This is a genomic window from Kouleothrix sp. (assembly GCF_046328425.1).
Taxonomy (GTDB): domain Bacteria; phylum Chloroflexota; class Chloroflexia; order Chloroflexales; family Roseiflexaceae; genus Kouleothrix.
Genome location: NZ_JAXLWP010000008.1, coordinates 139,515 through 163,066, shown reverse-complemented (window position 1 = coordinate 163,066; position 23,552 = coordinate 139,515). Strand labels below are relative to the sequence as shown.

Sequence of the window (23,552 nt, the reverse complement as noted above, 5' to 3'; positions counted from 1 at the left end):
AGCAGCCGCATGCCCCTGGAAGTAACTAAATCATTTCGCCGCCGTCATAGGTTATGACGGATGCGGCAGCTTAAATATTTCGCAGGAATTACGCCAGACTGCCGCGGCCAGGCTTTCAAGCGGGATCTCGCGCAGCGCGGCGAGCCGTTCGGCAACGTAGCGCACATGCGCAGGCTCGTTGCGCCGGCCGCGCAGCGGGTGCGGCGCGAGGTAGGGGCAGTCTGTTTCGGTGAGTATCCGGTCGAGCGGCGCACGGCGCGCCACCTCGTGCAGGTCGGTGGCCTTGGCGAACGTCACCGGGCCGCTGAAGGATAGGAAGAAGCCAACGTCAAGGCAGGCCTGGGCGTACGGCCAGTCGCCCGAGAATGAGTGCATGATGCCGGGCTGACCGCGCGCGGCGTCCTGCAAGATTCGCACGGTGTCGGCCTGCGCGTCGCGGCTGTGGATCACTACCGGCAGCTCGCGCGCGCGCGCCAGCGCAAGCTGGCGCCGAAACAGCTGTTCTTGCAGCTCGTGCGGCGCGCGGTCGTGGTAGTAGTCGAGCCCGATCTCGCCGATCGCCACCACCTTCGGGTGCGCGGCAAGGCGCTCGATCTCGGCCAGCCAGCCCGCGTCGGCCTCGGCGGCATAGTGCGGCTGGATGCCAACCGCCGCGAAGATCCGCGCGTCGCTCTCGGCGAGCGCCACCGCCGCGCGCGACGACACAAGGTCGTAGCCGATCTCGACCATACGCGCCACGCCGGCGCCAAGGGCGCGCTCGAACACCGCCGCCCGATCTTCATCGAACTGCGGGCTGTGCAGGTGCATATGTGTGTCGATCAACCCGGTAGGCGCAGTCATAGGCGACATTGTACCACGGAACCAGGCGCCGCCCAGGTGAGAGAACAATGAAGATTATTTGGCCGCTGTGATACAATACATTGGCAGATGCCGTGAATCGTCGGTGTTCGCACAATCGGCCTAAGCCGATGCCAGTTAGCACCAAGCCAATGACAACTCCGACGCGCGTACTGGTCGTTGAGGACGACTACCATATCTCGAAGCTGATCACGGTGCTGTTGCAGGACGCCGAATACGAGACGCTCGTGGCCAATACTGCTAGTAGGGCGCTGGCGCTGCTGGAAACCGATCAGCCCGATCTTGTGATTCTCGATTGGATGCTGCCGGATATGCCCGGCGACCGGGTGTGCCAGGCGATCAAGGCGCGCACCGCCAGCGTCTTCCTGCCGGTTCTGATGCTCACCGCCCGCGCGACTCTTGCCGACCGCATCGCCGGCCTCGACGCTGGCGCCGATGATTACCTGACCAAGCCATTCCATAACGACGAGCTGCTGGCGCGCGCGCGCGCGCTGCTGCGCATCCGCAAGGCCGAGCTGGCGCGCGCCGAAGCGCTTAGCGAGCTCGAGCGCCGCCACCAGGAGCTGAAGCTCGCCTACGATCAGCTGCGCTCGACGCAGGCCCAGCTGATTCAAACCTCGAAGATGGCCGCGCTCGGCGAGCTGGTCGCCGGGGTCGCCCACGAGCTGAACAACCCGCTGGCGATCATTCTTGGCAATGCCGAGCTACTGCCCGAGCCGGCCAATGAGGACGATCGCCGCGCCGTGCAGCAGATCATCAACGCCACCCAGCGCGGCCGTAAGGTCGTGCAGAGCCTGGTGACGTTCGCGCGCCACGACAAGATCGAGCTGGATTGGCATAAACCGCGCGACTTGATCGAGCGCGTGCTCGACTTGCGGCGCACCTCGTTTCACACCGGCGACATCCGGCTGCAGGTGAACTACGACGCCGACGTGCCGATGGTATGGGTCGACGCGACGCAGATCCAGCATGTGCTGCTCAACCTGCTGATCAACGCCGAGCAGGCGTTGCGCGATCGGCCGGCCGCCCAGATTCTGGTCGATGTCTATACCGCGAGCATGCCGATCGAGAAGCCCGGCGTGCTGCCTTCCATCCAGCGCGCCACCTACCTGGGCGACTCGAACCCGATGGTGGTGATCGACGTGGCCGACAATGGCCCAGGCATAGCGCCGCCTGTGCTCGATCGGCTGTTCGAGCCATTTGTCACCACCCGGCCGGTTGGCCAGGGCATTGGCATGGGGCTGGCGATCGCGTATGCGATTGTTGGCCAGCACCATGGCACCATCCTTGTGGGCAGCGCGCCCAACCAAGGCGCGACATTCCGGGTGGTGCTGCCGGTGCGCCGCCAGCCGGCGCCTGCTCACGCGCCCGCTGTAGCGGCGCCGGCCTTGCCGCTTGCCCGGCGCGCGCTGGTGCTCGACGACGAGCCGGCGATTGTCGACTTGGTGACGCGGCTGCTCTCGCGCCAGAGCTACCAGGTGACACGTGCCTTCAATGCCGCGCAGGCGCTTGACGAGCTGCAACACCAGGAGTTCGACCTGATCCTCTGCGATATTCGCATGCCCGACATGGACGGCCGCACCTTTTACAGCCTGCTGTGCCGCGATCTGCCACACTCGGCCGAGCGCGTGGTTGTGATGACCGGCGATACCAGCAGCGTAGACACCGATACGTTTCTCAAGGAACATCGGCTGCCGGTGCTGCGCAAGCCGTTCACCCGCCAAGAGCTCTTCGACCTGCTGGGATCGCTCCAGTTTCCTTCCCGCGCGTAGCGCCAGGCTACCTGCGGCACTGCGCGTGGGTACGATGCCTGGCCCGTGCGTGGCGATTGTGAAAAATATGGTATACTACCGCCGACAAACGCTGACAATGGAGTCAGTGCGGAGGCACCCATGAATTTCGATCTAACGCAGGAGCAGCTGCTGATCCGCCAGGCGGTGCGCGAGTTCGCCACCAAAGAGATCGCCCCGCGCGCGCGCCACGTCGATGAGGCTGGCGAGTTCCCAGCCGAGACGTTCCGCAAGATGGGCGAGCTTGGCCTGATGGGCATTCCGTTTCCCGAAGCCTATGGCGGCGCCGGCGGCGACAGCATCAGCGCGGCGATTGCGGTGGAAGAGGTTGCGCGCGCGTGCGGCTCGACCGCGCTGGCCTACTCGGCGCACATGGGGCTGGGCAGCGCGCCGATCTTTATGTTCGGCAGCGAGGAGCAGAAGCAGCGCTTTTTGCAGCCCGCCGCCGAGGGCAGGTATATCGCGGCGTTCGGCCTCACCGAGCCGCACGCCGGCTCGGACGCCGGGGCCACGCGCACAACCGCGCGCCTCGAGGGCAATGAGTGGGTGCTGAACGGCGCGAAGATGTGGATCACCAATGCCCCGCTGGCTGGGCATATCATCTTCACCGCCGTCACCGACCCGGACAAGGGCAAGAACGGCATCAGCGCGATCATTGTGCCGGGGGGCACGCCTGGCCTGTCGTTTGGCAAGCACGAGCCCAAGATGGGCCTGCGCGGCTCGGTGAGCACCGCGATTATGCTTGAAGATGTGCGCGTGCCGAAAGAGAACCTGCTGGGGCCGCGCGGCCGCGGGTTCACGCAGTTCTTGCAAGTGCTCGACGGCGGCCGCATTGGCATTGGCGCAATGGCGGTCGGGCTGGCGCAGGCGGCCTTTGAGGCGGCCAGCGCATATGCCAAAGAGCGCATGGCCTTCGGCAAGCCGATCGGCGCCTACGAGTCGATCTCGAACATGATCGCTGACATGGCTACCGGAATCGCGTCGGCGCGGCTGATGATATACCACGCCGCGTGGCTGAAAGACCAGGGCCGGCCGTTTAGCCAGCAGGCCGCTATGGCCAAGCTATTCGCCTCGGAGACGGCCGAGAAAACCTGCCGCGACGCGATCCAGGTATTCGGCGGGTATGGCTACAGCCAGGAGTACCCGGTCGAGCGGCTGTATCGCGACCAGCGGCTGCTGACGATTGGCGAGGGCACATCCGAGATCCTACGGGTAGTGATCGGGCGGCATGTGCTTGGGGGCTTTGTCGGGAATTGAAGCAATGTCGGTTCGTGGGCTCGCAGGCTTGTACATGCCAGCCTGTAACCGCATGGTTGTATCATCGTTTCACGCATTCGCAAATCTGACGAGGTGTCGTACATGGCAGACGCTGACGAGAAGAAGGCCCGCCTAGAGGCGATTCGCGCCGCCAACCGCGCGAAGGCCGAGGCGGAAGGTACTGCAGCGGCGGCGCCGGCCGCGACTCAGGCTCCTGCGGCACCAGCTGCAGCGGGCACGAGCATGTCGGACGATAAGGCCGCGCGCCTGGCGGCGATCCGCGCCGCCAATGCCGCCAAGAGCGGCGACGCGGCGGCCGCCCCGGCGGCGCCAGCCGCAGCGGGCACGAGCATGTCGGACGATAAGGCCGCGCGCCTGGCGGCGATCCGCGCCGCCAATGCCGCCAAGGGCGGCGACGCGGCGGCTGCCGCGCCAGCTGCAGCGGCGCCCAAGCCCGCAGCCGCCGCACCGGCCGCCAAGCCCGCAGCCCCGGCTGCCGCCGCGCCCAAGCCGGCCGCCAAGCCGGCGGCGCCCGCGCGCAAGCCCATCCCGCGCCTGTTCAAGGTAATCGGCGGCGCGATCTTCATGATGATCGTCACCGGCCTGCTGGCCTCGACTACCCACAACTATATTCCGGCCGTGATCTTTGGCGCAGTCTTCGGCGCGATCATGGGCCTGATGCTTGGCAGCTGGCCGCCCGGCCCCGGCGACGAAGTTACTGGCGGCGAGTAGCGTCTAACGGCCCAAAATCGAGGACGAAGGACGAAAGACGAATGTGGGCATCTGCTTGCCTTTCGTCTTTCGTTCTTCGTCTTTCGTCTTTCAAGAGGAGAACAATGATGTTCGAGTCACCCGACCAGATCGAGCAGGCGTATGCTCGCTGGGAGCAGCAGACGCTCCGCCCGACCCTTGCCAAAGCGCCCGAGCGCGACGCCGCGTTTATTACCACCTCGAGCGCGCCGATCGAGCGGCTGTATACCCCGCGCGACATTGCCGATACCAGCTATACGCGCGATATCGCGCACCCCGGCGAGTACCCCTTCACGCGCGGCGTGCACCCCACCGGCTACCGCGGCAAGCTGTGGACGATGCGTATGTTCGCGGGCTTCGGCAGCGCCGAAGAAACCAACGCGCGCTTTAAGTATTTGCTCGAACAGGGCCAGACTGGCCTGTCGATCGCGTTTGATATGCCCACGCTGTATGGCCGCGACACCGACCACCCGCTGGTCGAGGGCGAGTTCGGCAAGTGCGGCGTGGCGATCTCGTCGCTGGCCGACATGGAGATCCTACTCGACGGCCTGCCGCTCGATCAGGTCAGCACCTCGATGACGATCAACTCGCCGGCTGCGATCATCTGGGCGATGTACCTGGTGGTGGCCGAGCAGCGCGGCATCGCCTGGAACCAGCTGCGCGGCACTACTCAGAACGATATTCTGAAAGAGTACATCGCGCAGAATGAGTATATCTTTCCTCCCGAGCCCTCGATGCGCCTGGTGGTCGATACATTTGAATTTGGCGCACAGCACGTGCCGCAGTGGAACCCGGTGTCGGTGTCGGGCTACCATATTCGCGAGGCCGGCAGCACCGCCGCGCAAGAGCTGGCCTTCACGCTGGCCGATGGGATCGCCTATGTCCAGGCGGCGGTCGAGCGCGGGCTGGATGTAGACGCAATCGCGCCGCGGATCTCGTTCTTCTTCAACGCGCATAACGACTTCTTCGAGGAGATCGCCAAGTACCGCGCGGCGCGGCGGGTGTGGGCGCGCACCATGCGCGAGCGCTTTGGCGCGAAGAGCCCGCGCTCGTGGTGGCTGCGCTTCCATTCGCAGACGGCCGGCTGCTCGCTGACGGCCCAGCAGCCCGAGATCAATGTGGTGCGCACGGCGATCCAGGCGCTGGCGGCGGTGCTGGGCGGCACTCAGAGCCTGCACACCAACTCGCTCGACGAGGCGCTCGCGCTGCCGAGCGAAAAGGCAGTGACGATCGCGCTGCGCACTCAGCAGATCATCGCCGAGGAGAGCGGCGTGACGAATACCGTCGACCCGCTCGGCGGCTCGTATTTTGTCGAGGCGCTGACCGACCAGATGGAGCGCGATTGCCTGGCCTACTTCCGCCAGATCGACGAGCAGGGCGGCGTGGTGGCGGCCATTCGCAATGGCTATTTCCAGAAGGAGATCGCTGACGCGGCGTATCGCTACCAGCAGGAGATCGACGGCGGTGTGCGCGGAATTGTCGGCGTCAACAAGTACGCGGTCGCCGAGCCGCTCAAGATCCCGCTGCTCGAGATGGACGCCGAGGGCGAGGCGCGGCACCTGCGCCGGCTGAATCAGCTGCGGCAGACACGCGACAATGCGCTGGTGCAGCGGCGCCTCGGCGAGCTGCGCGCGGCGGCCGAGGGCGGCGCAAACATGATGCCGGCGATCCTCGACTGCGTGCGCGCCTACGCGACAGTCGGCGAGATGTGCGACGTGCTACGCGCAGTGTTTGGCGTGTACCAGGAGACCGTCGTGGTGTAGCTGCGCGGCTTGGCTGCGGCAGGGCCCGCGCCGTTTGGCGTTGGCCCTGCCGCGCGCTATGCAGTACAATGCGGCCTGCACGAATGCCGGTGGAGCGCGTGGTGCGCTTTGCCCTATGAATGTGAGCGACCTCGATGAAACCCCGCCATTTTCAGCGCCTGTACCCGCACGCTCAGCCGGCCGAAGGGCCAGCCCACTGGCTGCTGTTTCATGGAAACGACGTGCTGGCGCCCGAGGGCGCGCCGCCGGCGCTGCTGCCGGGCAGCGCGCAGGCCCCCGAGGCCGCAGCGCCCGCCAGCACATTGCTGCTAGGCGCGCTCGACGGCCAGCCGGTGCTGGCGGGCGTGCTGCCGGACGACGCCGCCCCACCCGCAGGCATGCGCGCGCTGAACCTGCGCGCCGCGCTGGGCATGGCCGACGCCGAGTTCGCCAGCCTGGCCGGCTACGCGGCGCAGCTGGTGCACTGGCAGCGGATCAGCCGCTTCTGCCCAAGCTGCGCCACGCCGATGACGGCCAACGACGGGTGGGGCAAGAAATGCCCGGCCTGCGGCTACGCTGGCTACCCGCCGGTGAGCCCGGCTACGATCGTGCTGATCCACGACGGCGACCGCGTGCTGCTGACCACCAAAGACGGCTGGGGCCGGCGCTACGGGCTGGTCGCCGGCTTTGTCGAGCCGGGCGAGAGCTTCGAGGAATGCGTCGTCCGCGAGGTGCGCGAGGAAGTGGGCGTCGAGGTTGCCGATATTCACTACATCGCGAGCCAGCCTTGGCCATTCCCGCACCAGGTGATGGTTGGCTTTATGGCGCGCTATGCCGGCGGCGAGATTATGATCGATACGCACGAGCTGGTTGGCGCGGCGTTTTTTACGCGCGACGCGCTGCCCGAGCTGCCGCCGCCATTCAGCATTGCGCGGCAGCTGATCGAGCGCTGGCGACACCAGCAGAGCTAGCCGCTCGGCACGCTGCGCCATATGCTGTGCGAAACGAGCAACAGCTAGCCGGCTGTACGATCTTGTGCCAGCAGATCCTCGCGCGGCGGGCTGAATGTGTCGAGCACGAGTGTGTCTTCGAGCGCGTCGACGCCATGCGGCGTGTTGCTGGGGATCAGCAGCACATCGCCCGCAGCTAGCTCGTGCGTCTCTTCGCCCAAGCGGAAGCGCAGCCGCCCACTCAGCACGTAGGTCGTCTGCTCGTGCGGATGCTGGTGCACCGGCATGACCGCGCCGGCGTCGAGCCGCACCTGCATATGCATCAGGCCGGCGCCGCTAGCGATCGTGTGGCGGCGGATTCCTGGCACCATCTCGATCCAGCGGATGGGTTGATCGGTGGTCATGGCGATCCTTTCAGTGTGAAACTGGCTGAAGAAAACCTCGCGCCGCAACATCTTCGGCGCGGTTGGCGTCGTATATCTCATGACCGAGCGCGTAACTTACACGAGTTACACGGTGTTCTCGCGCGTGGGAGGTTTGGAGGGCGCAAGCCCTCCAACATCACTCGTTTTGGCTGGTCGCGGCCACCGCCGTGGTTGCGACCAGCCAAAAAAAGAAGTTCTCTGGGGCGGCTTTGCCGCCCCGAACCCCCACCGCGTAACTCGTGTAACTTATAGCACAGCAGGAACCATATGAACGCGATCACGAGCTTGCTTTCGGCCTTTGGCCTTTCCACCGCCGCCGGGCTGAACGCCTACCTGCCGCTGCTGACGGTGGGCCTGTTAGCGCGCTACACCAACCTCATCCAGCTGGGCGAGCCGTACAAGCTGCTGACAAACCCGCTGGTGCTGCTGGTGATCGCGGTGCTGGCGCTGCTCGACTTTATTGGCGACAAAATCCCGGCTGTCGACCACGTGCTGCACACCGCCGGGCTGATCATCGCGCCGGTCGCCGGGGCGATTCTGTTTCTTTCGGCCAACAGCGCCGCAGGTAGCGTGAGCCCGCTGCTAGCGGCGATCTGCGGTATCGCGGTGGCCGGCGCCACCCACAGCGCTCGGGCTACGGCGCGGCCGCTGGCCACATTCGCCACTGCCGGCGTCGCCAACCCGGTGATCAGCTTCATGGAAGACGCGAGCGCGCTGGTGCTGTCGGTGCTGGCGATTATCCTGCCGGTGCTGGCGTTCCTGCTGGTGCTGCTGTTCGCCGGCCTTATGTTCTGGCTGTATCGGCGGCTGGCGGCCCGGCGCGCCGCCCGGCGACGATCTGCATAAACGAGCGGCTGCGCAGCTCTTCAAGTGTCACCCCGGCGGCTTCAGTCTCGCCCTCCGTCAGGGCGCCGCACGCGATCCCGCGCAGAAAGAAGTTCAGTAACCCCTGGCCGGTGGCGGCGTCGTCGAAGGTGTTGCCCACCAGCGATGCCTGCGAGGCGCGATCGAGAAACGCGCGCAGCCGCCGCGCCGCCTCTTCGCGCTGCTCGAGGAAAAAAGCGTACACCGCCGCGTAGCGCACCGGCAGCTGCGCCGGGTGTAGATCCCAGCTTTGATAGTAGCCGTGGCGCAGCGAGCGCCGGATGTTGTCATAATGTACTTTCCACGCATGCCACACCACCGTGCGATTCTCGTCGCGCTGGGCCGCGCTGAGCGGCTGCCCGGCTGCAGCGCGGTGCGGGCCGATCGGCATGAGCGTGGTGACGCTATCGCTGATCGTGATGCCAGTGCCGGCGAGCGCGGCCTGAATAGCGTGGCGCGCGAAATCGGCGGCCGGGTGATCATGGGCCTGGTAGCGCGCGGTGATCTCGCAGCTGGCGGTGTAGTCGTATGTTCCAAACGCAATCGACATAACGCGGCCATCGCCAGCTTCGACCAGGTGGCGCACGCCGTTTTCGCCGCGCTCATTTACGATCGCCTGCGGCATCTCGATCATCAGGTCGATCGCGAGCGCGCCGGGGGCGATGCCATAGGCGCGCTCGAGCGCGGCAAGCATTTGGGCGAGCGAGGCCACCTGCTCGGGCATCGCGACTTTCGGCAGCGTCACTACAAAGCGCGGTGGCACGGCGCCGCCGCTGCGCGCAGCCAGCGACTCCAGCACCAGGTCGAGCGTGCGGATCGCGCGCGGCGCGGCCTCGGCGCTGAGCGCCTTGATGCGAATGCCCACGAACGGCGGCAGCGTGCCGTCGGCCAGGCCCGCGGCCAGCTGCTGGCCCACGGCGCGGGCGTGGGCATCTTCCTCGGCGTCGGCGCGGTAGCCATAGCCGTCCTCGAAGTCGGCGCGCTGGTCTTCAACCGGCTCGCGCGCAAGCTTGGCGCGCACGCGCTCGTACACCGCGTGCGCCAGCGCTGCATCGGCGGGTAGCCCGAGCGCCTCGGCCAGCGTCGCTGCGTCGGGGGCGTACTCGGCGAGGCTGGCGAGCGCCAGCTGGCCCAGGCGCTGCTGGCCACCGGCTTGGAACAGGTGCGCGCCGCCATAGACGCTGTGTACCGGCTGGCGTGCGGGAGCGCTAGCGGGGTACTGCGCGGCGAAGCGCGCGTTGGCTGTGGCAAGGCGCTCGGCAATCGCGGCCAGCGCCTGGGGGGCCGATGCGGGCTCGGTCATTGGCGTGCTTTCTCAGTAGTGCTAGGCTGTCACCAGCAGCTTGAGCTTGGCCAGCGCCTCGCGGCGCACATCAGTACCGACCTTCGGGTCGCGTACAAGGCCGACAAGGGACTGGCCAGCGCGGCGGCGCAGCTTCTCGTCGGCGCGGCGATCGGCCAGCAGCTCGAGAAACACCTTGACGGTTTTTTCAGCGCGTCCCATGGTGCACAGGTAATCGGCGGCGGCCTGGCGCACCTCGGGCGTAACCGCTCGGTCGCGCACGAGCCGCAGCAACGTGCTGGTAGCCTCGCGGCGCACGCTGAGGGACACGCCCTTGTCCCACAGGGTATAGAGCACCTCGACCGAGATTGCCGCGAGGCCAATGCGGGCGATCGCGCCGGCGGCGATCAGGCGAATCTCGGCGTCGATCGTATCGCTTTCGGCTAGCTGGCGCAGCGCGGCCACCATCTGATCGCGGATGCCCTCGTCGGTGGCGGGGTTGCGCGCAAGCTGCAGCAGCTGGAACAGGCTATTGCGGCGCACGCCGGTGTTTACGCGCTGGTTGGTCGCGAGCTCGAGCAGCACGTCCATTGCCTCTTTAAGGCTGCCGACATGCGCCAGCTCAGTCGCAGCGGCGTAGCGCTCGCTGCTGTCGAGGTTGCGGTTGTTGGCGAGCTGGTAGAAGATCTTAGCGGCCTCGTCGTTGCGCTCGAGCTGCGAGAGCGCCTCGGCGGCGGCCTGGCGCACCTTGACCTTGACTTTCTCGTCGATCTGGCGGCTCTGGGCCTGCTCGATCAGAATAGCGGCGGCGCGCTCGCGCACGGCCTCGTCGGTGCGGCTGCGGCCGATCTCAAGCAGCACATCGATCATCTCCTCGGAGCGCTCGAGCTGCTGCAGCGCCTCGGCGGCGGCGAAACGCACGCTGTCTTCGAGCAGGGTATCGCGGCCGATTTTGCGCAGTGCGCGGATGATCAGGCCGTAGAGCGGCGTCTCGCGGTTCTGGTTAGCGCCTAGTGCCAGCAGCAGATCGACCGCGACCTGAGCATGTTTGCCGCGGCCGAGCGTCATGGCCGCGACGCAGCGGATCTCGATATTGGCCTGCTTGAGGTGGGCCAGCGTCAGCAGCTTGCGGGTAATCTCTTCGTCGCCGCGGCCGATCTGGCCAAGCGCGCGCGTGGCCTCGATGCGGATCTCGGTGGGAACCGTACGGTTGAGCGCGATCAGTACCAGCGTCGTAACCACCTGCGGCGAGATCGAGCCAATCTGGCCAAGCGCGCGGGCGGCCTCGCTGCGCAGGCCAATGTCGATGGTGGCGGAGCCGATCATGTCGATCAGCACTTCCATGGCGCTGCTGGCGTAGCCGCTCTGGCCCAGCATCACCGCCGTGGTGAGGCGGATGCTCGGATCGATGCGCAGGTTGGCGGCCAGCGTACGCAGCTGGTTCAGGATCCGGTCATCGGCGTGGCCGACCTGCGCCGCCACCATGATCGCGGCGCGGCGCACCTCGGTGTCGAGCTCGTCCTGGTATGCCAGGTCGAGCAGGGTCGGGCCAATCTGCTCAGGCGCGCGGCCGACCTGGCCAAGCGCCATGATCACCGCGCGGCGCACCCAAGCATCGGTTTCGGGATCGTTGGCCAAGGCCAGCAGCGCGTCGATCAGCTCGCCGCGCAGGCCCGACTGGCCAAAGGCGCGCGCAGCGTCGGCGCGAATGCCGATGTCGAGTTGCTGGTCGCGCAGGATCGCTAGCAGGCTTTCGGCGACGTAGCGATCGTCGAGCAGCGCGCCCAGCGCGGCGAAGGCATCTTCACGCTGCCACTGGCGCTGGCTCTGGGCGATCGCCAGCAGCGCGCCAATGATGCGCCGGCGCACCTTCAGCGTTACGTCGACGCGGTCGGCAAGCGCGCGCGCAGCCAGGTAGAGCTGGTAGTGGAATACCGAGTCGAACCTGGCGCTTGCGCCGGAATCGAGGATGCGCTCGATGATGCGGCTGGCCAGATCCTCGTACTTATTCAGCTTACCGAGCAGCAGCAGAATGATCTCACGCCAGTGCGATTCGCGGATGTGCGGCTGGATCTCGTCCCAGATCGCCTGTTCGCCGCCATACATGCTGCGATTTTCAATATCGCAGGCCGCCAGGTATTCTTGAAATGTCAGGTGTGGAAAGCCGAACACGCCGTTGCCACGCTCGATCAGCAGGCCGGTGCGGCTACGCACAATCCGGATGAACGCGCGGGCGGCATCGCGCGCGGCGGCCGGATCGTCGGCCAGGTCGAGCTGGCGTTTCTCGCGCAGGAAGCCCATGAGCAGGTGCTCGAGGTCGCCTTCTTTGACCGTCTGTACCTGACCGGAGGGGCCGGAGCGTATATGCAGCGCGTAGGCCAGGCGCTCGAGCAGCCAGCGGCGGTAGCGCTGAAACAGCGCCTGGTTCTCGTCGCTCACCAGCCCTTTGCTTTCGTCCCACTTCTCGATCAGCGTGGTGACGCAGATATCGTAGAGCTTGACGCGCTCAAGCGGCAGGTCGGTTTCGATATGGTGCACCAGCGTGATGATCGTCAGCAGCAGCGGGTTGCGCGCCAGTGTCTGGATGCGCGGCTGGCGCTCGAGGGTTTTGAGCAGCTTGGCGACCTGGCGCTGGCGGCGCACCGGGTTGATCTCGCGCAGCTCATACCATTGCTCGACAAAGCGGCGGATACTGTCGTTGGTGAGCGGCATCACCGTGCGGTGTACGAAGTCGCGGCTGTCGAGCGGCGCATCTTCGTAGCCGATAATGCGGGAGGTGACGACGTAGTAGCTTTTGGGGAAGCGATTGACCAGCGCCTTCACCGCGTCGCAGACGGTCTTGCGCTGCGTGATCGACCAGATCTCGTCGAGGCCGTCGAGGCACACCAGGCAGCGCCCGGCTTCGAGCGCGGCCTCGAAGAATCCCGGCGGCATGGCCAGCATCAGGCGCTCGCGGGCATTGGTGTAGAGGTAGTCGATCAGGTTATAATCTTGCCTGCGCTCGGCCGTCTCGGTGGCGAACTCGCCGAGCGACACGAAGATCGGCAAGAGTACGCTCTCGTCTTCGGCACGCAGGCCCGGCGGCACCTCGGCCGGATCGCTGGTGGCGCAGGTGACGGTGAGGTACTTGAGCAGCGTGGTTTTGCCGGCGCCGGGGTCGCCCAGGATCACCACACGGTTGAGGCTATGCAGGGTTTCTTCGATGCTGGTTTTGGCGGCCGATGCGGCGGCGTGCACGAGGCGGTTGCGCACGCGCTGCAGGCGGATCATCTCTTTGTCGCTGGCGTTTTCGGCCTGGCGGTAGATCCGCAGCAACTCGCGGTTCACATCGTCGTTGGTGCGCTCGGTCTGCAGCTCGACAAAGATTTCCTGCACGGTGAGCGTGCGTCGCTCGGCCACACCGGGGATGCCCTCAAGGCCGATCTCGCGGTACAGCTTGGCCATCTGCTGGCGGTAGAGCGCTTCCTGGATTGAGTGTGGCGCGGGCTGCTGCTGGATCTGGCGTTCGAGCCTAGCGATCTGCTGCTCGAGGTCTTCAATCTCGATCAATTTATCGGCGGGTGTGAAGTTCTTACCGAGAGCGGCGACTTGGTTATTTAGAACGGCCAGGCGGCGCTTCAGGGTTTGCCGAAGCTCTTGAAGGTCGGACGTATCGCTCATAGTTGGAACCGATCAGCTATTCCAAGAACGGGCGCTCGTCGGAGGGGCTGGCTGGCACCATAGCGTCGGCCGGGGCGGGCCGCGATGGAGCGGCTGGCGCGTCGATCTGGTAGAGCGCGACGATCCGGGATAGCGACAGAGCGGCGAAGTCGCGCGCGATCGGCGCGATGCCGCCCAGCAGCGGAAAGATCTGGACGTTGCGCAAGGGGACAAACTGGTCGGTGATGCGTTCAAGCGCCTCGGGCAGGCTCAGGTCGGGGCGTTTATGCATGGTGGCGCGCACCACGAAAGCCTCGGTGAACAGCATAGCAGTGACGGGCACGACGCCGCGCAGCTGCTCTTCGCGGGGGTAATCGGGCGGAGGCGCGGCCTCGTCCAGCGTCGCGATCAGCAGCGCGTCGCCGCGGTCGACGAGCAGGCTGGGCACGCGCTGCACCTGCTGGGCGCGCTCGAATGGCGCGATCGTCGCGTCGCGCAGCGGCAGAAAGCGGCGCTGCTCGCCATTCACCGCGTCGCTGACGCGGCGGTAGATCGCGAGGTCGTACGCGCCGGCAATCACCAGGCTGGTGGTATAGATTTCGACGCGGTGGGTAAAATGCTGGTCGGTCATGGCGTCAGCTTATAGCCAAACCCGCGCACGGTTACAAGGTAGCGCGGGTTGCCGGGGTCGTCTTCGATGCGCTGGCGCAGGCGGTACACCAGCGCGTCGATCGCGTTGTAGTCGTACACCTCGTAGTCCCAGACATTCTGTGCGATCTCGTCTTTGCTGATCACCTGGCCCTTGTGCGAGTACAGCAGCTCGAGCAGCTGGAACTCCTTGACCGTGAGCGGCGGGGCGAGCAGCTTGCCCTGGAGGTACACCTCTTTGGCGCGGCTGTCGATGCGCAGGCCCTCTTCGGTTGCGCGCACGCGCTTGAGGATCTCGAGCGGCAGCGGCCCCTTCTGGGTAGCCTCGGGGTCGTTGAAGACGATCTCGGTATCGGCGACCCACACGCGATCCTGGTTGCGCAGCGGCCGGGCGCCCTCGATCCGCTCGCCGTTGAGGTATGTCCCGTTGGTGCTTTCGAGATCGCGCACCAAGTAGCCGCTCTCGTCGTGCTCGAGGCGGGCGTGCCGGCGCGAGGCCAGCGGGTGGTCGATAATAATATCATTGGCGCTATCGCGACCGAGCGTCAGCGCGGGCTTGTTCCACTCGATCTCGGTAGGGCTGGCATCCTGACGTCGAATTACCAGGAGCGGTGCAGGGTTTGGCTGCATGGAGCACTCCTCGCATGGGCACCCGCGCGGTTTTGAATCCGGCGCGCAATATGGTACAATCGCTATAACTTGTCAAGGATTATACCATCAGGGCGGCGAAAATACCAGACACGTGCATCGGCCGGCAGCAAGCAGTAGGCAGGCGGCGGCCGGACCGAAACACCTGCCAACTGCGGTTGCTTTCCGCTTACTCTTTGGGAGCCCTCGTTGACATATTTGGTCGGCCAGCAGCTGGGCCGCTATCTGGTCCAGGAGGAGATCGGGCGCGGCGGGATGGCGCGCGTCTATCGTGCGCTCGACACGCAGCTGAAGCGGACGGTGGCGCTGAAGGTGCTGGCGCCGCAGCTGGCGGTCGATCCTGAGTTCGCGCAGCGCTTCGAGCGCGAGGCGGTGACGGCGGCGAACCTGCGGCACCCCAACATCATCACGATCTACGATGTAGGCGAGCACAACAACCTGCGCTATATCGCGATGGAGTATGTGCGCGGGCGCACGCTGCACGCGGTCATCCAGGAGCGCGGGGCGTTGGGGTTGGGCTACGCGATCGCGATCGTGGCGCCGCTGGCGGCCGCGCTCGACTACGCGCACAGCCAGGGCGCGGTGCACCGCGATGTGAAGCCGCAGAATGTGATCATCGACGCCGAGGGCCGCGTGCTGCTCACCGACTTCGGCATCGCGCAGGCGCCCGAGGGCTCGGGCGATGGCCGGCGCCTGACGCGCACCGGGATCTTCATGGGCACGCCCGAGTATATCTCGCCCGAGCAAGCCTCGGCCCAGCGCGTCGATGGCCGCAGCGACCTGTACTCGCTGGGCATTGCGACCTACGAGATGATCACCGGCGTGGTGCCGTTCTCGGGCGCGACGCCACAGCTGATCGTCGCGCATGCCCAAACCACGCCGCCGCCGCCGTCGTCGATCGATCCGCGCCAGCCGCCCGAGCTGGATCTGGTGATCGGCCGCATTCTGGCGAAACGCCCCGAGCAGCGCTTCTCCAGCGGCGCCGCGTTTGCCGAGGCGCTGCGCGTGGTGGCGCGCAAGTATGGCACGCCGATCGCGAGCGTCGCCGATATTGCCTCGCTGGTGCCCGAGCGTGCCTCTTCCGCCGGCCAGTCGACGGTGTCGCTCGGCCGCGGCCAGACGCCGGTGAGCCTGCCGCCGCCGCGGCCCGCGCCGCTGATCGATCCTTCGGATCCAACCCAGATCAGCCAGCGCCCCGAGCGCGCCAGCGCGCCGCCGCTTCCGCCACCTGGCCGCGCCGCCGCCTCTGCCCTTCCAACCGACGAGCCGGTGTATGCCGCGCGCCCCTCGGCGGCGCGCCCGGCGCCGGTGTACGCCGGCCGATCCTCTGGCACGCCAACTATTTCGTGGATTGTGGCTGGCGTGCTGGGCGGCCTGTTTCTGGTGCTGCTGTTTGTGCTCTGGCGTACGCTGAGCGCTGGCCCGGCGCTGCCAGCGCGCCCAACCAGCGCGCCGCTGGCCACGTTCGCGCCAACGGTGCTGCCCAGCCCGACGCCCTCGCCAACGCCGTCGCCCTCGCTCACGCCGACTGAGCTGCCAGCGCCGACCGAGCCGCCCGCGACGATTGAGCCGCCTGCGCCGCCGACCGAGCCGCTTTCGCCGCCAACCGAGCCGCCCCCGCCGCCAACCGATACACCGCTGCCGCCTACCAACACGCCCGCACTGCCGACGGCCACGGCAACACTTTCACCCACGCTGGCGCCGCCGACGGCCACGGCGACGCTTTCGCCCACGCCCACGCGGCCAACCGCCAGTGCGACATCGCCGCCAACCGCCAGCCCCACCATTACCGCAACAACGGCGCCAAGCGCCACTGCTGTCGTCTCGCCGTCGCCTACTGCTGCGACGGCGACTGTGTCTCCGGCGCCGAGCAGCACGCCCAGCGCCACGCCAACCGCTAGCGATACGCCCACCGCTACCGTCGCGGCCGGCGCGCCCGACCCGCCTACCAGCACGGTTACACCTAGCGATACGCCGACGCCAACACCGTGACCGAGGCAAGATCGCAAGGAGTCTATGTCGCGGCTCCGGCTCTACGCTCAACCGCTCTGCTGTTATACGCTGTTCGCTTGATCACGTAGAGAGTGTGTTGCACGACGTCCTTCGCCACGTCGTGCAACACAATAAGAAAGTTTGGGGCGGCGAAGCCGCCAAACCCCACCAAAGTGTACGTAATCAAGCGAATATGTATTCTTGGTTGTTGGTTCTATGACAGACGCGCTACAACCTGGCCGTATGCTGGAGCTGCCCGCCGACCTGCGCATGGCGATCGAGCGCGCGCTGGCGGAGGTGCCGGCGCAGCGCTGGATGCGCGCGGCCCACGACCTGAGCGAGCGCTATCGCGGCGCGCGCCCGCCCAACCGGCAGCCGCTGGCGACCGGCGCCGATCAGGCGTTGGGCTATGCCGCGCTGATCATGCCGGCGACGTACGCACAGCTGCGCGGCGCGCTGGCCGCGACTGCGGCGCGGTTGGCTGGCTGGCAGCCAGCTACGCTGCTCGACCTAGGCAGCGGCCCAGGAACCGCGCTTTGGGCCGCCGGGGCGCAGTGGCCGGCGATCGGCGCGATGCGCGCCTATGAGCGCGAGCCTGCGCTGCTGAGCCTGGGGCGCGCGCTGTCGCGCGGAAGTGACCTGGCCGCAGTGCGCGAGGCGCGCTGGGAGCAGGCCGACCTGCGGGCTTTCGAGGCCAGCGCGCGCTACGACCTGGTGCTGCTCGGGCACGTGCTGAATGAGCTCGACTCGATCGACCGGCAGCGGGTGGTCGAGCAGGCATGGGCCGCCACCGCTGGCGTGCTGCTGATCGTTGAGCCGGGTACCGCTGCGGCCTTCGAAGTCGTGCGCGCGGCGCGGGATGCCCTGCTGGCCGGCGGGGCGCACACGATCGCGCCGTGCGCCCACGACGAGCCGTGCCCGCTGCGCGACGACTGGTGCCACTTCCCGCAGAGGCTCGTGCGCCCCGAGTTTCAGCGCCGCGCCCGCGCCGCGCCCTCGCAGTGGGAAGACAGCAAGTTTGCCTACGCTGCCATGGCGCGCTTCGCCGCGCCCACGCCGATCTGGGGCCGGGTCATCCGCGAGCCAGCCAGCAACAAAGCCTACGCCGAGGCAACCGTCTCGGCGCGCGGTGGCGTTTCCCGGCTGCGCGGGCTCAAGCGCCATCGCGACGCATTTCGCTTTGTGAAAGGGCTGGAGTGGGGCCAGGCGCTTGGCGAGCCGCCGCCCGAGGATGTGCAGTAGCGGAGCCGCCCGAAAAGCCGCCGAGGGCTGCGCAGGCGCAGGGTGCCTTTGCGCCTCGTATGCGCGCCGGGCTCGCTGCACTACCTTTCAAATACCAAGGCCAGCGGAAGGTTGCCGCCAAGACTCAAAGACGCGCAGGCGATCGGAGGCTCCATATTCTTCGCGTCTTCGAGTCTTCGTGGCTATTTGGAAAGAATAGGGGCTAGCTGGGCGTACGCGCCAGGCGGCGGCGCCACCACAGGCCGGCCAGCGTTGCCACCACTGCGAACAGCGCGAACAGCGACACGCGCCACGTGGTGGTCTCGGCCAGCAGCAGATCGTGGCCGAGGGCCGTCCAGGCGAAGGTGCCGGGAAGCATGCCAACGGCGGTGGCGAGCATGAAGCGGCTGAAGCCAATGCTGCTGAGGCCCGCGAGGTAGCTGATCAGGTCAAACGAGACGATCGGCGTGAGCCTGGCGATCAGCACCACCCAGAAGCCGCGCTCGGCGCCGAACTGGCCGAGCCGCTCGATGTTCCCCTGGCCGATCGCGCGCGCCACCAGCGCGTGGCCGAACAGCCGCGCAAGCCAGAATGCCGCGCTCGCGCCGAGCATGCCGCCCGCCCACGAGAGCAGCGTGCCCCACCAGATGCCAAACACCACGCCGTTGGTCGCCGCGACGAGCGAGCCGGGCAGCGGCGCGATCACCGACTGCAGCAGCATCAGCAGCAGGCTGATCGCCGGCGCCCACAGGCCGAAGCCGCGCACATACGCGGCGATTGCGGCGATCGAGCCGGCGTTGAGCGCGCCCATTGCTGCGGCCCACCAGCCCGGCCGCAGCCAGGCGCTGAGCGCGATCAGCACAATTGCCAGGATCATTGCGGCGCGTTTCATGCCACCTCCGTTTGTTCGCTTTCTTTTTGCTCGCTTTCTTTGAGTGATGCTCTGCCCGGCTTTGCCGGCAGAGCATCACTCAAAGAAGTAGGACAAACGCAGTTGGCGTGCTCAGCTTTCGGCAGAAAAGTACCGTGCTGCCGCAGGCACTTTGCACGGCTTCGGGAAGATGTCGCGCCCGGCGCGTGTGGTATTATGGCACAGAATTCAGAAGAGGACATATGGCGAAAGCTCCAATCGCCTCCCCAGCGGCTCGCTCGCTCGAGCGGGCGGCGCAGTGGGGGCTGCGGCACTGGCTGCTGCTGCTGAACTCGGGCGCGGTGCTCTACGCGGGGCTGCCGTGGCTTTCGCCGCTCGCGAAGGCCAGCGGCCACCCGCTACTGGGCGATCTGCTGTTTCGGCTGTACACGCCGCTGTGCCACCAGCTCGCCGCGCGCTCGTTTGTGTGCCTGGGGCACCAGGTCGCGTTCTGCCACCGCTGCACGGCGATGTACACCTCGATCGCGGTTGGCGGGCTGCTGTTCGCAGCGCTGCGCCGCTGGCTGCCGCCGCGCTCGCTGCGGCTAGCCGGGCTGCTGCTGCTGCCGATCGCGCTGGATGGCGGCTCGCACTTGCTCGACGACGTGCTTGGGCTGGGCTGGCGCGGCGGCGGCGATGCGATCGGCACGCCGAACTTCTGGCTGCGCATGTTCACCGGGGCGCTGGTGGGCCTGGCGGCGCTGCTGGTGGTGTACCCGCGGCTCGAGCGCGACCTGGCGCGCATGGCGGCGTAGTCGCGGCTTTGTAACGGTGAGTAAGCAGCTATGCAGATCGGCATTGTTGGCCTGGGCAACCTGGGCACCGCCGTGGCGAACCTGATCGCCGCCAATGGCCACGATGTGCTTGGCTGGGAATATCAGGCGCCGGTGGTGGGCGAGATCAACGCGTCGCACGCCAACACGCGCTTTCTGCCGGGCGTTGCGCTCAGCCCGCGCCTGCGCGCGACAACCGCGCTGGCCGAGGTGTTTGGCCAGGCCGAGATCGTGTTTGTGGCGCTGCCGTCGGCGTTTCTTTCGGCTACGCTTGCCCCGGCCCGCGCATGGGCGAGCGCATCCACGCTGCTGGTGAACCTGGCCAAAGGCATCGATCGCACCACCGGGCTGACGTCGTTTCAGACGCTGGCGCAGCTCTTCCCGGCTCACCGCAAGGTCATGCTCTCGGGGCCGTCGATCGCCAACGAGTTTGCGGCCGGGCTGCCGACGGTGGTGGTGATCGCCGGGCCGAGCACTAGCGACCTGCTGCTAGTGGCGCGCGCGCTCGACAACGAGCACTTTCGCGTGCGCTTCTCCGACGACACCATTGGCGTCGAGCTGGGCGGGATCTTGAAGAATGCGTATGTGATCGGCCTGGGGATGTTCGACGGCCAGCGGATCGAGAGCGTGAACTTTCGCTCGGTATACCTGACGCTGGCGCTCGAAGAGATGACGCGGATCGGCGTGAGCCTGGGCGCGCGCCCCGAGAGCTTTGCGTACCTCGCCGGCATGGGCGACCTGCTGGCGACTTCGTTGAGCAAGGACAGCCACAACCGGCGGCTGGGCGTGCTGCTGGCCAGCGGCCTCGCGATCGACGCGATCGAGCGGCAGATGGGCGTGCTGCCCGAGGGCTACAATACGATCCAGACGATTCTGATGGTGGCCGAGAAGCTGCACGTGCCCGCGCCGCTGGCCAAGGGCCTGTGGGATGTGATCCAGGGCCGCCGCAGCGCCGAGCGCTTTATCTATTCATTTATTCGCGATTTCGTCGATTAGCTGTGGCTTCGCCTGGTTGTTTCTATGCACGGGTTCGGGGGCGGCTTCGCCGCCCCCGAACTTCTTTTGGTATGCCCTGCCCGGCAAAGCCGGGCAGGGCATACCAAAGACCGGCCAGTGCCTCGCGCTTTTCTCGGATGAGGCTGCCGGCTAGGCATCGGCCTGGGCGCCGACGGGATGCGCCGCGCTGACGCCCGGCAGCGTGATCGTCACGCTGGTGCCGCGCGCAAGCTGGCTTTCGATCGCGATATGGCCGTGCTGGCCCTCGACCAGCGCGCGAGCGATCGAGAGGCCGAGCCCATTGCCGTGCCCATCGCTGCCGCGCGCCGCGCCGCCACGGTAGAAGCGCTCGAAGACGTGCGGCAGGTGCTCGGGCGCGATGCCGCTGCCGGTGTCGCCGACGCGCAGCTCGGCAGTGGCGTTGCTGACGCGGCCCGAGATGCTGATGCTGCCGCCCGGCGGGGTGTGGCGCAGCGCGTTGTCGAGCACGATCAGCAGCACTTGGCGCAGCCGCATCTGGTCGGCCTGGGCCATGCCGCTGCCCTGGCCCTCGAGCCGCACCTTGCGCTCGTCGGCGACCCGCCCGACCTGGCGGCGCACGCCGTCGATCAGCGTGGCTATGTCGACGGGGCCGTGCTCGAAGGTGAGCTGGCCGGCGTCAGCGTGCAAGCAGCAGCAGGTCGTCGACCAGCTGGTTCATGTGGTCGCTTTCGTGCAGCACATCGTTCAGCAGCTCGCGCCGATCGGTGTCGGCGGCGGGCAGGCTGCGCAGCGCCACCTCGGCGCCGGCGCGCAGCAGCGTGAGCGGGGCGCGCAGCTCGTGGCTGGCGTTGGCGACGAACTGCTGCTGCGCGCCCAGGCTGCCTGCGTCGGGCGCGTGCGGCCGGCCAGCCACCAGCACACTGCGGCGAGCAGCACCGCGCTGCTGGCGCCCAAGATCAGCAGGCCCAGCACTAGCTGCCGGAGCACGCGGTCCTGGTCGGACAGCGACCGGCCCAGCTGGAGCACGCTGGCAGGGCAGCGTCGTCGACTCGATACGTCAGCAGGCGTACGCGCGCCGCTCGCCAGGGTGATCGTGCGGCTATCCTGGCCGGCGGCCAGCGCCGCGGCTACCGCCGCCTGGTCGGGCACTGCCGGCTTGGCGGCGTCGACCGAGGCCAGCAGCTGGCCTCGCCGGTTCAGCGCACGTAGATCGCCGCCAGGTCGCCGTCGTAGCGAGTGTCGGCGGCCTGATGGTGGTCTTCGTCTTCTTCGTGGGAAGGCTGGGTCGGCGGCGGGCCGGCGTGGCTGCGCAGCCACGCCGTATTGGCGGCGGCCAGCGGGCCTGGCAGCGCGAGGCCGGCGCCGCGAAACTCCTGCGCCATGCGGAACGCCAGCGCCAGGTCGGTGGTGCGCTGAAAGTAGGCGTCGAGCAGCCAGTACGCGCCGGCGCCGTTCAGCCCGATCAATGCAGCATCGCCAGCAGGTAGAGCAGCGTCAGGCGTATGCGCAGGCCGCTAAACATCGCCGGCCTCGAGCCGATAGCCGACGCCGCGCACGGTCTGGATCGGGTCGGGGTGGCCGTCGACATGCAGTTTGCGGCGCAGGTACGAGATGTAGACATCGACCATCGACGCCTGCACGTCGCGCTCGTACGACCAGACGTAATCGAGGATTTGCTGGCGGTTCAGAACCTGGTTGGGGTGGCGCATGAGGCACTCGAGCGGGTTCCACTCGGTGACGGTCAGGTCGATCGTGTGCTGGCCGCGGCGCACGGTGCAGGCGCGCAGATCGAGCACCAGGTCGCGCCCGCGCAGCTCCCACGGGTCGGCGGCGGCGGGGTGAAGCGCCGGCCAAGCGCCCGGACGCGCGCGAGCAGCTCTTCGAAGGCAAACGGCTTGACGAGGTAGTCGTCGGCGCCGCTGTCGAGCCCGGCCACGCGATCTTCGATCTGGCTGCGCGCGGTGAGCATCAGCAGCGCGGCGGGCAGGCGCGGCGCGCACCGCCCGGCAGATCGCCGGCCCGTCGCGGCCCGGCAGCATCCAGTCGATGATCGCGACGTCGTAGGTGCCGCGCAGCGCCAGCTCAAGCCCACTCTCGCCGTCGTCGGTCTGGTCGACGCTCATATGCTCTTCTTCCAGCACCCGCGTCATCAGCCGCGCCAGGCGCCGGTCGTCTTCTATTACTAAAATACGCATGGAAGTATCGCTTGTTATCGCCTCGCCGTACCAATTCTTTTGCGCTCGGCCCAATCATAGCACGCGATTCTAAGGTTCGCTTGGAATTATACCAACTCCGTTTGATTACTTGTGTTTTTGTGTTGGGCAAGTCTGCACACAGGATGCGGAGCGGCTTCGCCGCGCCGCACCATCACCAGATTTTTGCGGCGGCGCCGCCCCCGCAGCCCCACCGTGCAGGGTGGTATTTGCCTAATACAGATTACTTGCGTTTTCTTAGCGCCCGGCATTGCGCCGCACAAGAAAGTGCGGGGCGGCGAAGCCGCCCCCAAACCCCCACCAAAGTGTAAGCTCGTACCACGGCAGCGACAAAAGTCGCACGCGGCGGCGGCGGCAGATCGCGCTTGATTCTTCGCTTTCCTATGCTACAATAGGGCTGCACACACGCGCGAACAGAATTTTAACCGGGGCCACGTAGCGCCGTCGCCATAAGACGGCGAATCGGAGGAAGGACGATGGACACATTCCTGAGCTTTCGCTTTCTGATCCCGGCGGGCTTGCTGCTGCTGCCACTGGCGGTGCTGGCGTTCCTGGTGATCTCGACCGCCATACACACGCCGAGCCGCGAAGACACCAATTAGCGAGCGCGCG

22 protein-coding genes and 2 pseudogenes are annotated in these 23,552 nt (G+C 67.0%); 11 read left to right on the top strand and 13 right to left on the bottom strand.

The annotated features are described in order from the left end of the window. Window positions 1–51 precede the first annotated feature (51 nt). Window positions 52–840, bottom strand: a complete 789-nt coding sequence (locus U0177_RS09265; RefSeq protein WP_409570327.1) for a TatD family hydrolase — start codon at window positions 838–840, stop codon at window positions 52–54. Between the two features lie 149 nt (window positions 841–989). Here U0177_RS09265 and U0177_RS09260 point away from each other — a divergent pair, with 149 nt between their 5' ends. The 5 genes from U0177_RS09260 to nudC all read left to right on the top strand — a co-directional run bounded on the left by U0177_RS09260 (window position 990) and on the right by nudC (window position 7,368). Next, on the top strand, window positions 990–2,630 hold the full coding sequence (locus tag U0177_RS09260; protein WP_409570326.1) for a response regulator: 1,641 nt from the start codon (window positions 990–992) through the stop codon (window positions 2,628–2,630). A 120-nt stretch (window positions 2,631–2,750) separates the two neighbouring features. Continuing rightward, entirely contained in the window at window positions 2,751–3,905 is a 1,155-nt protein-coding gene (locus tag U0177_RS09255; RefSeq protein WP_409570325.1) for an acyl-CoA dehydrogenase, read from the top strand. Window positions 3,906–4,007: 102 nt separating this feature from the next. Next, entirely contained in the window at window positions 4,008–4,637 is a 630-nt protein-coding gene (locus U0177_RS09250) for a hypothetical protein (protein WP_409570324.1), read from the top strand. A 107-nt stretch (window positions 4,638–4,744) separates the two neighbouring features. Continuing rightward, window positions 4,745–6,418, top strand: a complete 1,674-nt coding sequence (locus U0177_RS09245; protein WP_409570410.1) for a methylmalonyl-CoA mutase — start codon at window positions 4,745–4,747, stop codon at window positions 6,416–6,418. 134 nt (window positions 6,419–6,552) lie between these two features. Continuing rightward, on the top strand, window positions 6,553–7,368 hold the full coding sequence (gene nudC / locus U0177_RS09240) for an NAD(+) diphosphatase (RefSeq protein WP_409570323.1): 816 nt from the start codon (window positions 6,553–6,555) through the stop codon (window positions 7,366–7,368). Between the two features lie 44 nt (window positions 7,369–7,412). On the opposite strand, the gene U0177_RS09235 is transcribed toward nudC, so the two are convergent. Beyond that, on the bottom strand, window positions 7,413–7,751 hold the full coding sequence (locus tag U0177_RS09235) for a cupin domain-containing protein (RefSeq protein WP_409570322.1): 339 nt from the start codon (window positions 7,749–7,751) through the stop codon (window positions 7,413–7,415). Window positions 7,752–8,039: 288 nt separating this feature from the next. Here U0177_RS09235 and U0177_RS09230 point away from each other — a divergent pair, with 288 nt between their 5' ends. Next, window positions 8,040–8,618: a DUF4126 domain-containing protein gene (locus U0177_RS09230; RefSeq protein ID WP_409570321.1), complete on the top strand. Its 579-nt coding sequence runs from the start codon at window positions 8,040–8,042 to the stop codon at window positions 8,616–8,618. On the opposite strand, the gene U0177_RS09225 is transcribed toward U0177_RS09230, so the two are convergent. From U0177_RS09225 to U0177_RS09210, 4 genes are read right to left on the bottom strand one after another with little or no spacing between them, the layout of a single operon-like run. After that, window positions 8,557–9,939: a DUF6986 family protein gene (locus tag U0177_RS09225; protein WP_409570320.1), complete on the bottom strand. Its 1,383-nt coding sequence runs from the start codon at window positions 9,937–9,939 to the stop codon at window positions 8,557–8,559. The two genes, U0177_RS09230 and U0177_RS09225, sit on opposite strands and share 62 nt — an antisense overlap. Before the next feature lie 21 nt (window positions 9,940–9,960). Continuing rightward, window positions 9,961–13,578 (bottom strand): HEAT repeat domain-containing protein, encoded by a 3,618-nt coding sequence (locus U0177_RS09220; protein ID WP_409570319.1) that lies wholly within the window; start codon window positions 13,576–13,578, stop codon window positions 9,961–9,963. A 16-nt stretch (window positions 13,579–13,594) separates the two neighbouring features. After that, a complete protein-coding gene (locus U0177_RS09215; protein WP_409570318.1) occupies window positions 13,595–14,188 on the bottom strand; it encodes a hypothetical protein in 594 nt (197 codons plus the stop codon). Further along, window positions 14,185–14,835, bottom strand: a complete 651-nt coding sequence (locus U0177_RS09210; protein ID WP_409570317.1) for a winged helix-turn-helix domain-containing protein — start codon at window positions 14,833–14,835, stop codon at window positions 14,185–14,187. Before U0177_RS09210 ends, U0177_RS09215 begins: the two co-directional genes overlap by 4 nt. Before the next feature lie 207 nt (window positions 14,836–15,042). Here U0177_RS09210 and U0177_RS09205 point away from each other — a divergent pair, with 207 nt between their 5' ends. Both U0177_RS09205 and U0177_RS09200 read left to right on the top strand, forming a co-directional pair. After that, window positions 15,043–16,845: a protein kinase domain-containing protein gene (locus U0177_RS09205; RefSeq protein ID WP_409570316.1), complete on the top strand. Its 1,803-nt coding sequence runs from the start codon at window positions 15,043–15,045 to the stop codon at window positions 16,843–16,845. 216 nt (window positions 16,846–17,061) lie between these two features. Then, window positions 17,062–18,087, top strand: coding sequence for a small ribosomal subunit Rsm22 family protein (locus tag U0177_RS09200; RefSeq protein WP_409570315.1), 1,026 nt, complete (start codon window positions 17,062–17,064; stop codon window positions 18,085–18,087). A gap of 202 nt (window positions 18,088–18,289) precedes the next feature. On the opposite strand, the gene U0177_RS09195 is transcribed toward U0177_RS09200, so the two are convergent. Continuing rightward, window positions 18,290–18,958, bottom strand: coding sequence for a TVP38/TMEM64 family protein (locus U0177_RS09195; protein WP_409570314.1), 669 nt, complete (start codon window positions 18,956–18,958; stop codon window positions 18,290–18,292). 221 nt (window positions 18,959–19,179) lie between these two features. Between U0177_RS09195 and U0177_RS09190 the strand changes: the two genes are divergently transcribed. Next, complete coding sequence (locus U0177_RS09190) at window positions 19,180–19,731, top strand: DUF2085 domain-containing protein (RefSeq protein WP_409570313.1); 552 nt, start codon at window positions 19,180–19,182, stop codon at window positions 19,729–19,731. Between the two features lie 30 nt (window positions 19,732–19,761). After that, window positions 19,762–20,745 (top strand): NAD(P)H-dependent glycerol-3-phosphate dehydrogenase, encoded by a 984-nt coding sequence (locus U0177_RS09185; protein ID WP_409570312.1) that lies wholly within the window; start codon window positions 19,762–19,764, stop codon window positions 20,743–20,745. 150 nt (window positions 20,746–20,895) lie between these two features. On the opposite strand, the gene U0177_RS09180 is transcribed toward U0177_RS09185, so the two are convergent. The 6 genes and pseudogenes from U0177_RS09180 to U0177_RS09155 form a co-directional block, all read right to left on the bottom strand. After that, on the bottom strand, window positions 20,896–21,414 hold the full coding sequence (locus U0177_RS09180; protein WP_409570311.1) for a sensor histidine kinase: 519 nt from the start codon (window positions 21,412–21,414) through the stop codon (window positions 20,896–20,898). Further along, entirely contained in the window at window positions 21,404–21,640 is a 237-nt protein-coding gene (locus U0177_RS09175; RefSeq protein ID WP_409570310.1) for a histidine kinase dimerization/phospho-acceptor domain-containing protein, read from the bottom strand. Before U0177_RS09175 ends, U0177_RS09180 begins: the two co-directional genes overlap by 11 nt. 283 nt (window positions 21,641–21,923) lie before the next feature. Beyond that, window positions 21,924–22,193 carry a hypothetical protein gene (locus tag U0177_RS09170; protein ID WP_409570309.1) on the bottom strand — a complete coding sequence of 90 codons (270 nt, stop codon included), beginning with the start codon at window positions 22,191–22,193 and terminating at the stop codon, window positions 21,924–21,926. Between the two features lie 48 nt (window positions 22,194–22,241). After that, window positions 22,242–22,472, bottom strand: a pseudogene (locus U0177_RS09165) (winged helix-turn-helix domain-containing protein); the annotation flags it as partial. Next, window positions 22,469–22,696 carry a hypothetical protein gene (locus U0177_RS09160; protein WP_409570409.1) on the bottom strand — a complete coding sequence of 76 codons (228 nt, stop codon included), beginning with the start codon at window positions 22,694–22,696 and terminating at the stop codon, window positions 22,469–22,471. The pseudogene U0177_RS09165 and the gene U0177_RS09160, both read right to left, overlap by 4 nt. Before the next feature lie 28 nt (window positions 22,697–22,724). Next, a pseudogene (locus U0177_RS09155) lies at window positions 22,725–22,922 on the bottom strand (response regulator); the annotation flags it as partial. A gap of 494 nt (window positions 22,923–23,416) precedes the next feature. Here U0177_RS09155 and U0177_RS09150 point away from each other — a divergent pair. Next, window positions 23,417–23,542 carry a hypothetical protein gene (locus U0177_RS09150; protein ID WP_409570308.1) on the top strand — a complete coding sequence of 42 codons (126 nt, stop codon included), beginning with the start codon at window positions 23,417–23,419 and terminating at the stop codon, window positions 23,540–23,542. Window positions 23,543–23,552 lie beyond the last annotated feature (10 nt).

Bases quoted from the DNA above. Each gene is read 5' to 3' on its own strand.
- U0177_RS09265 (WP_409570327.1), bottom strand. From the start codon at position 840: ATGACTGCGCCTACCGGGTTGATCGACACACATATGCACCTGCACAGC.
- U0177_RS09260 (WP_409570326.1), top strand. From the start codon at position 990: ATGACAACTCCGACGCGCGTACTGGTCGTTGAGGACGACTACCATATC.
- U0177_RS09255 (WP_409570325.1), top strand. From the start codon at position 2,751: ATGAATTTCGATCTAACGCAGGAGCAGCTGCTGATCCGCCAGGCGGTG.
- U0177_RS09250 (WP_409570324.1), top strand. From the start codon at position 4,008: ATGGCAGACGCTGACGAGAAGAAGGCCCGCCTAGAGGCGATTCGCGCC.
- U0177_RS09245 (WP_409570410.1), top strand. From the start codon at position 4,745: ATGTTCGAGTCACCCGACCAGATCGAGCAGGCGTATGCTCGCTGGGAG.
- nudC (WP_409570323.1), top strand. From the start codon at position 6,553: ATGAAACCCCGCCATTTTCAGCGCCTGTACCCGCACGCTCAGCCGGCC.
- U0177_RS09235 (WP_409570322.1), bottom strand. From the start codon at position 7,751: ATGACCACCGATCAACCCATCCGCTGGATCGAGATGGTGCCAGGAATC.
- U0177_RS09230 (WP_409570321.1), top strand. From the start codon at position 8,040: ATGAACGCGATCACGAGCTTGCTTTCGGCCTTTGGCCTTTCCACCGCC.
- U0177_RS09225 (WP_409570320.1), bottom strand. From the start codon at position 9,939: ATGACCGAGCCCGCATCGGCCCCCCAGGCGCTGGCCGCGATTGCCGAG.
- U0177_RS09220 (WP_409570319.1), bottom strand. From the start codon at position 13,578: ATGAGCGATACGTCCGACCTTCAAGAGCTTCGGCAAACCCTGAAGCGC.
- U0177_RS09215 (WP_409570318.1), bottom strand. From the start codon at position 14,188: ATGACCGACCAGCATTTTACCCACCGCGTCGAAATCTATACCACCAGC.
- U0177_RS09210 (WP_409570317.1), bottom strand. From the start codon at position 14,835: ATGCAGCCAAACCCTGCACCGCTCCTGGTAATTCGACGTCAGGATGCC.
- U0177_RS09200 (WP_409570315.1), top strand. From the start codon at position 17,062: ATGACAGACGCGCTACAACCTGGCCGTATGCTGGAGCTGCCCGCCGAC.
- U0177_RS09195 (WP_409570314.1), bottom strand. From the start codon at position 18,958: ATGAAACGCGCCGCAATGATCCTGGCAATTGTGCTGATCGCGCTCAGC.
- U0177_RS09190 (WP_409570313.1), top strand. From the start codon at position 19,180: ATGGCGAAAGCTCCAATCGCCTCCCCAGCGGCTCGCTCGCTCGAGCGG.
- U0177_RS09185 (WP_409570312.1), top strand. From the start codon at position 19,762: ATGCAGATCGGCATTGTTGGCCTGGGCAACCTGGGCACCGCCGTGGCG.
- U0177_RS09160 (WP_409570409.1), bottom strand. From the start codon at position 22,696: ATGCTCACCGCGCGCAGCCAGATCGAAGATCGCGTGGCCGGGCTCGAC.
- U0177_RS09150 (WP_409570308.1), top strand. From the start codon at position 23,417: ATGGACACATTCCTGAGCTTTCGCTTTCTGATCCCGGCGGGCTTGCTG.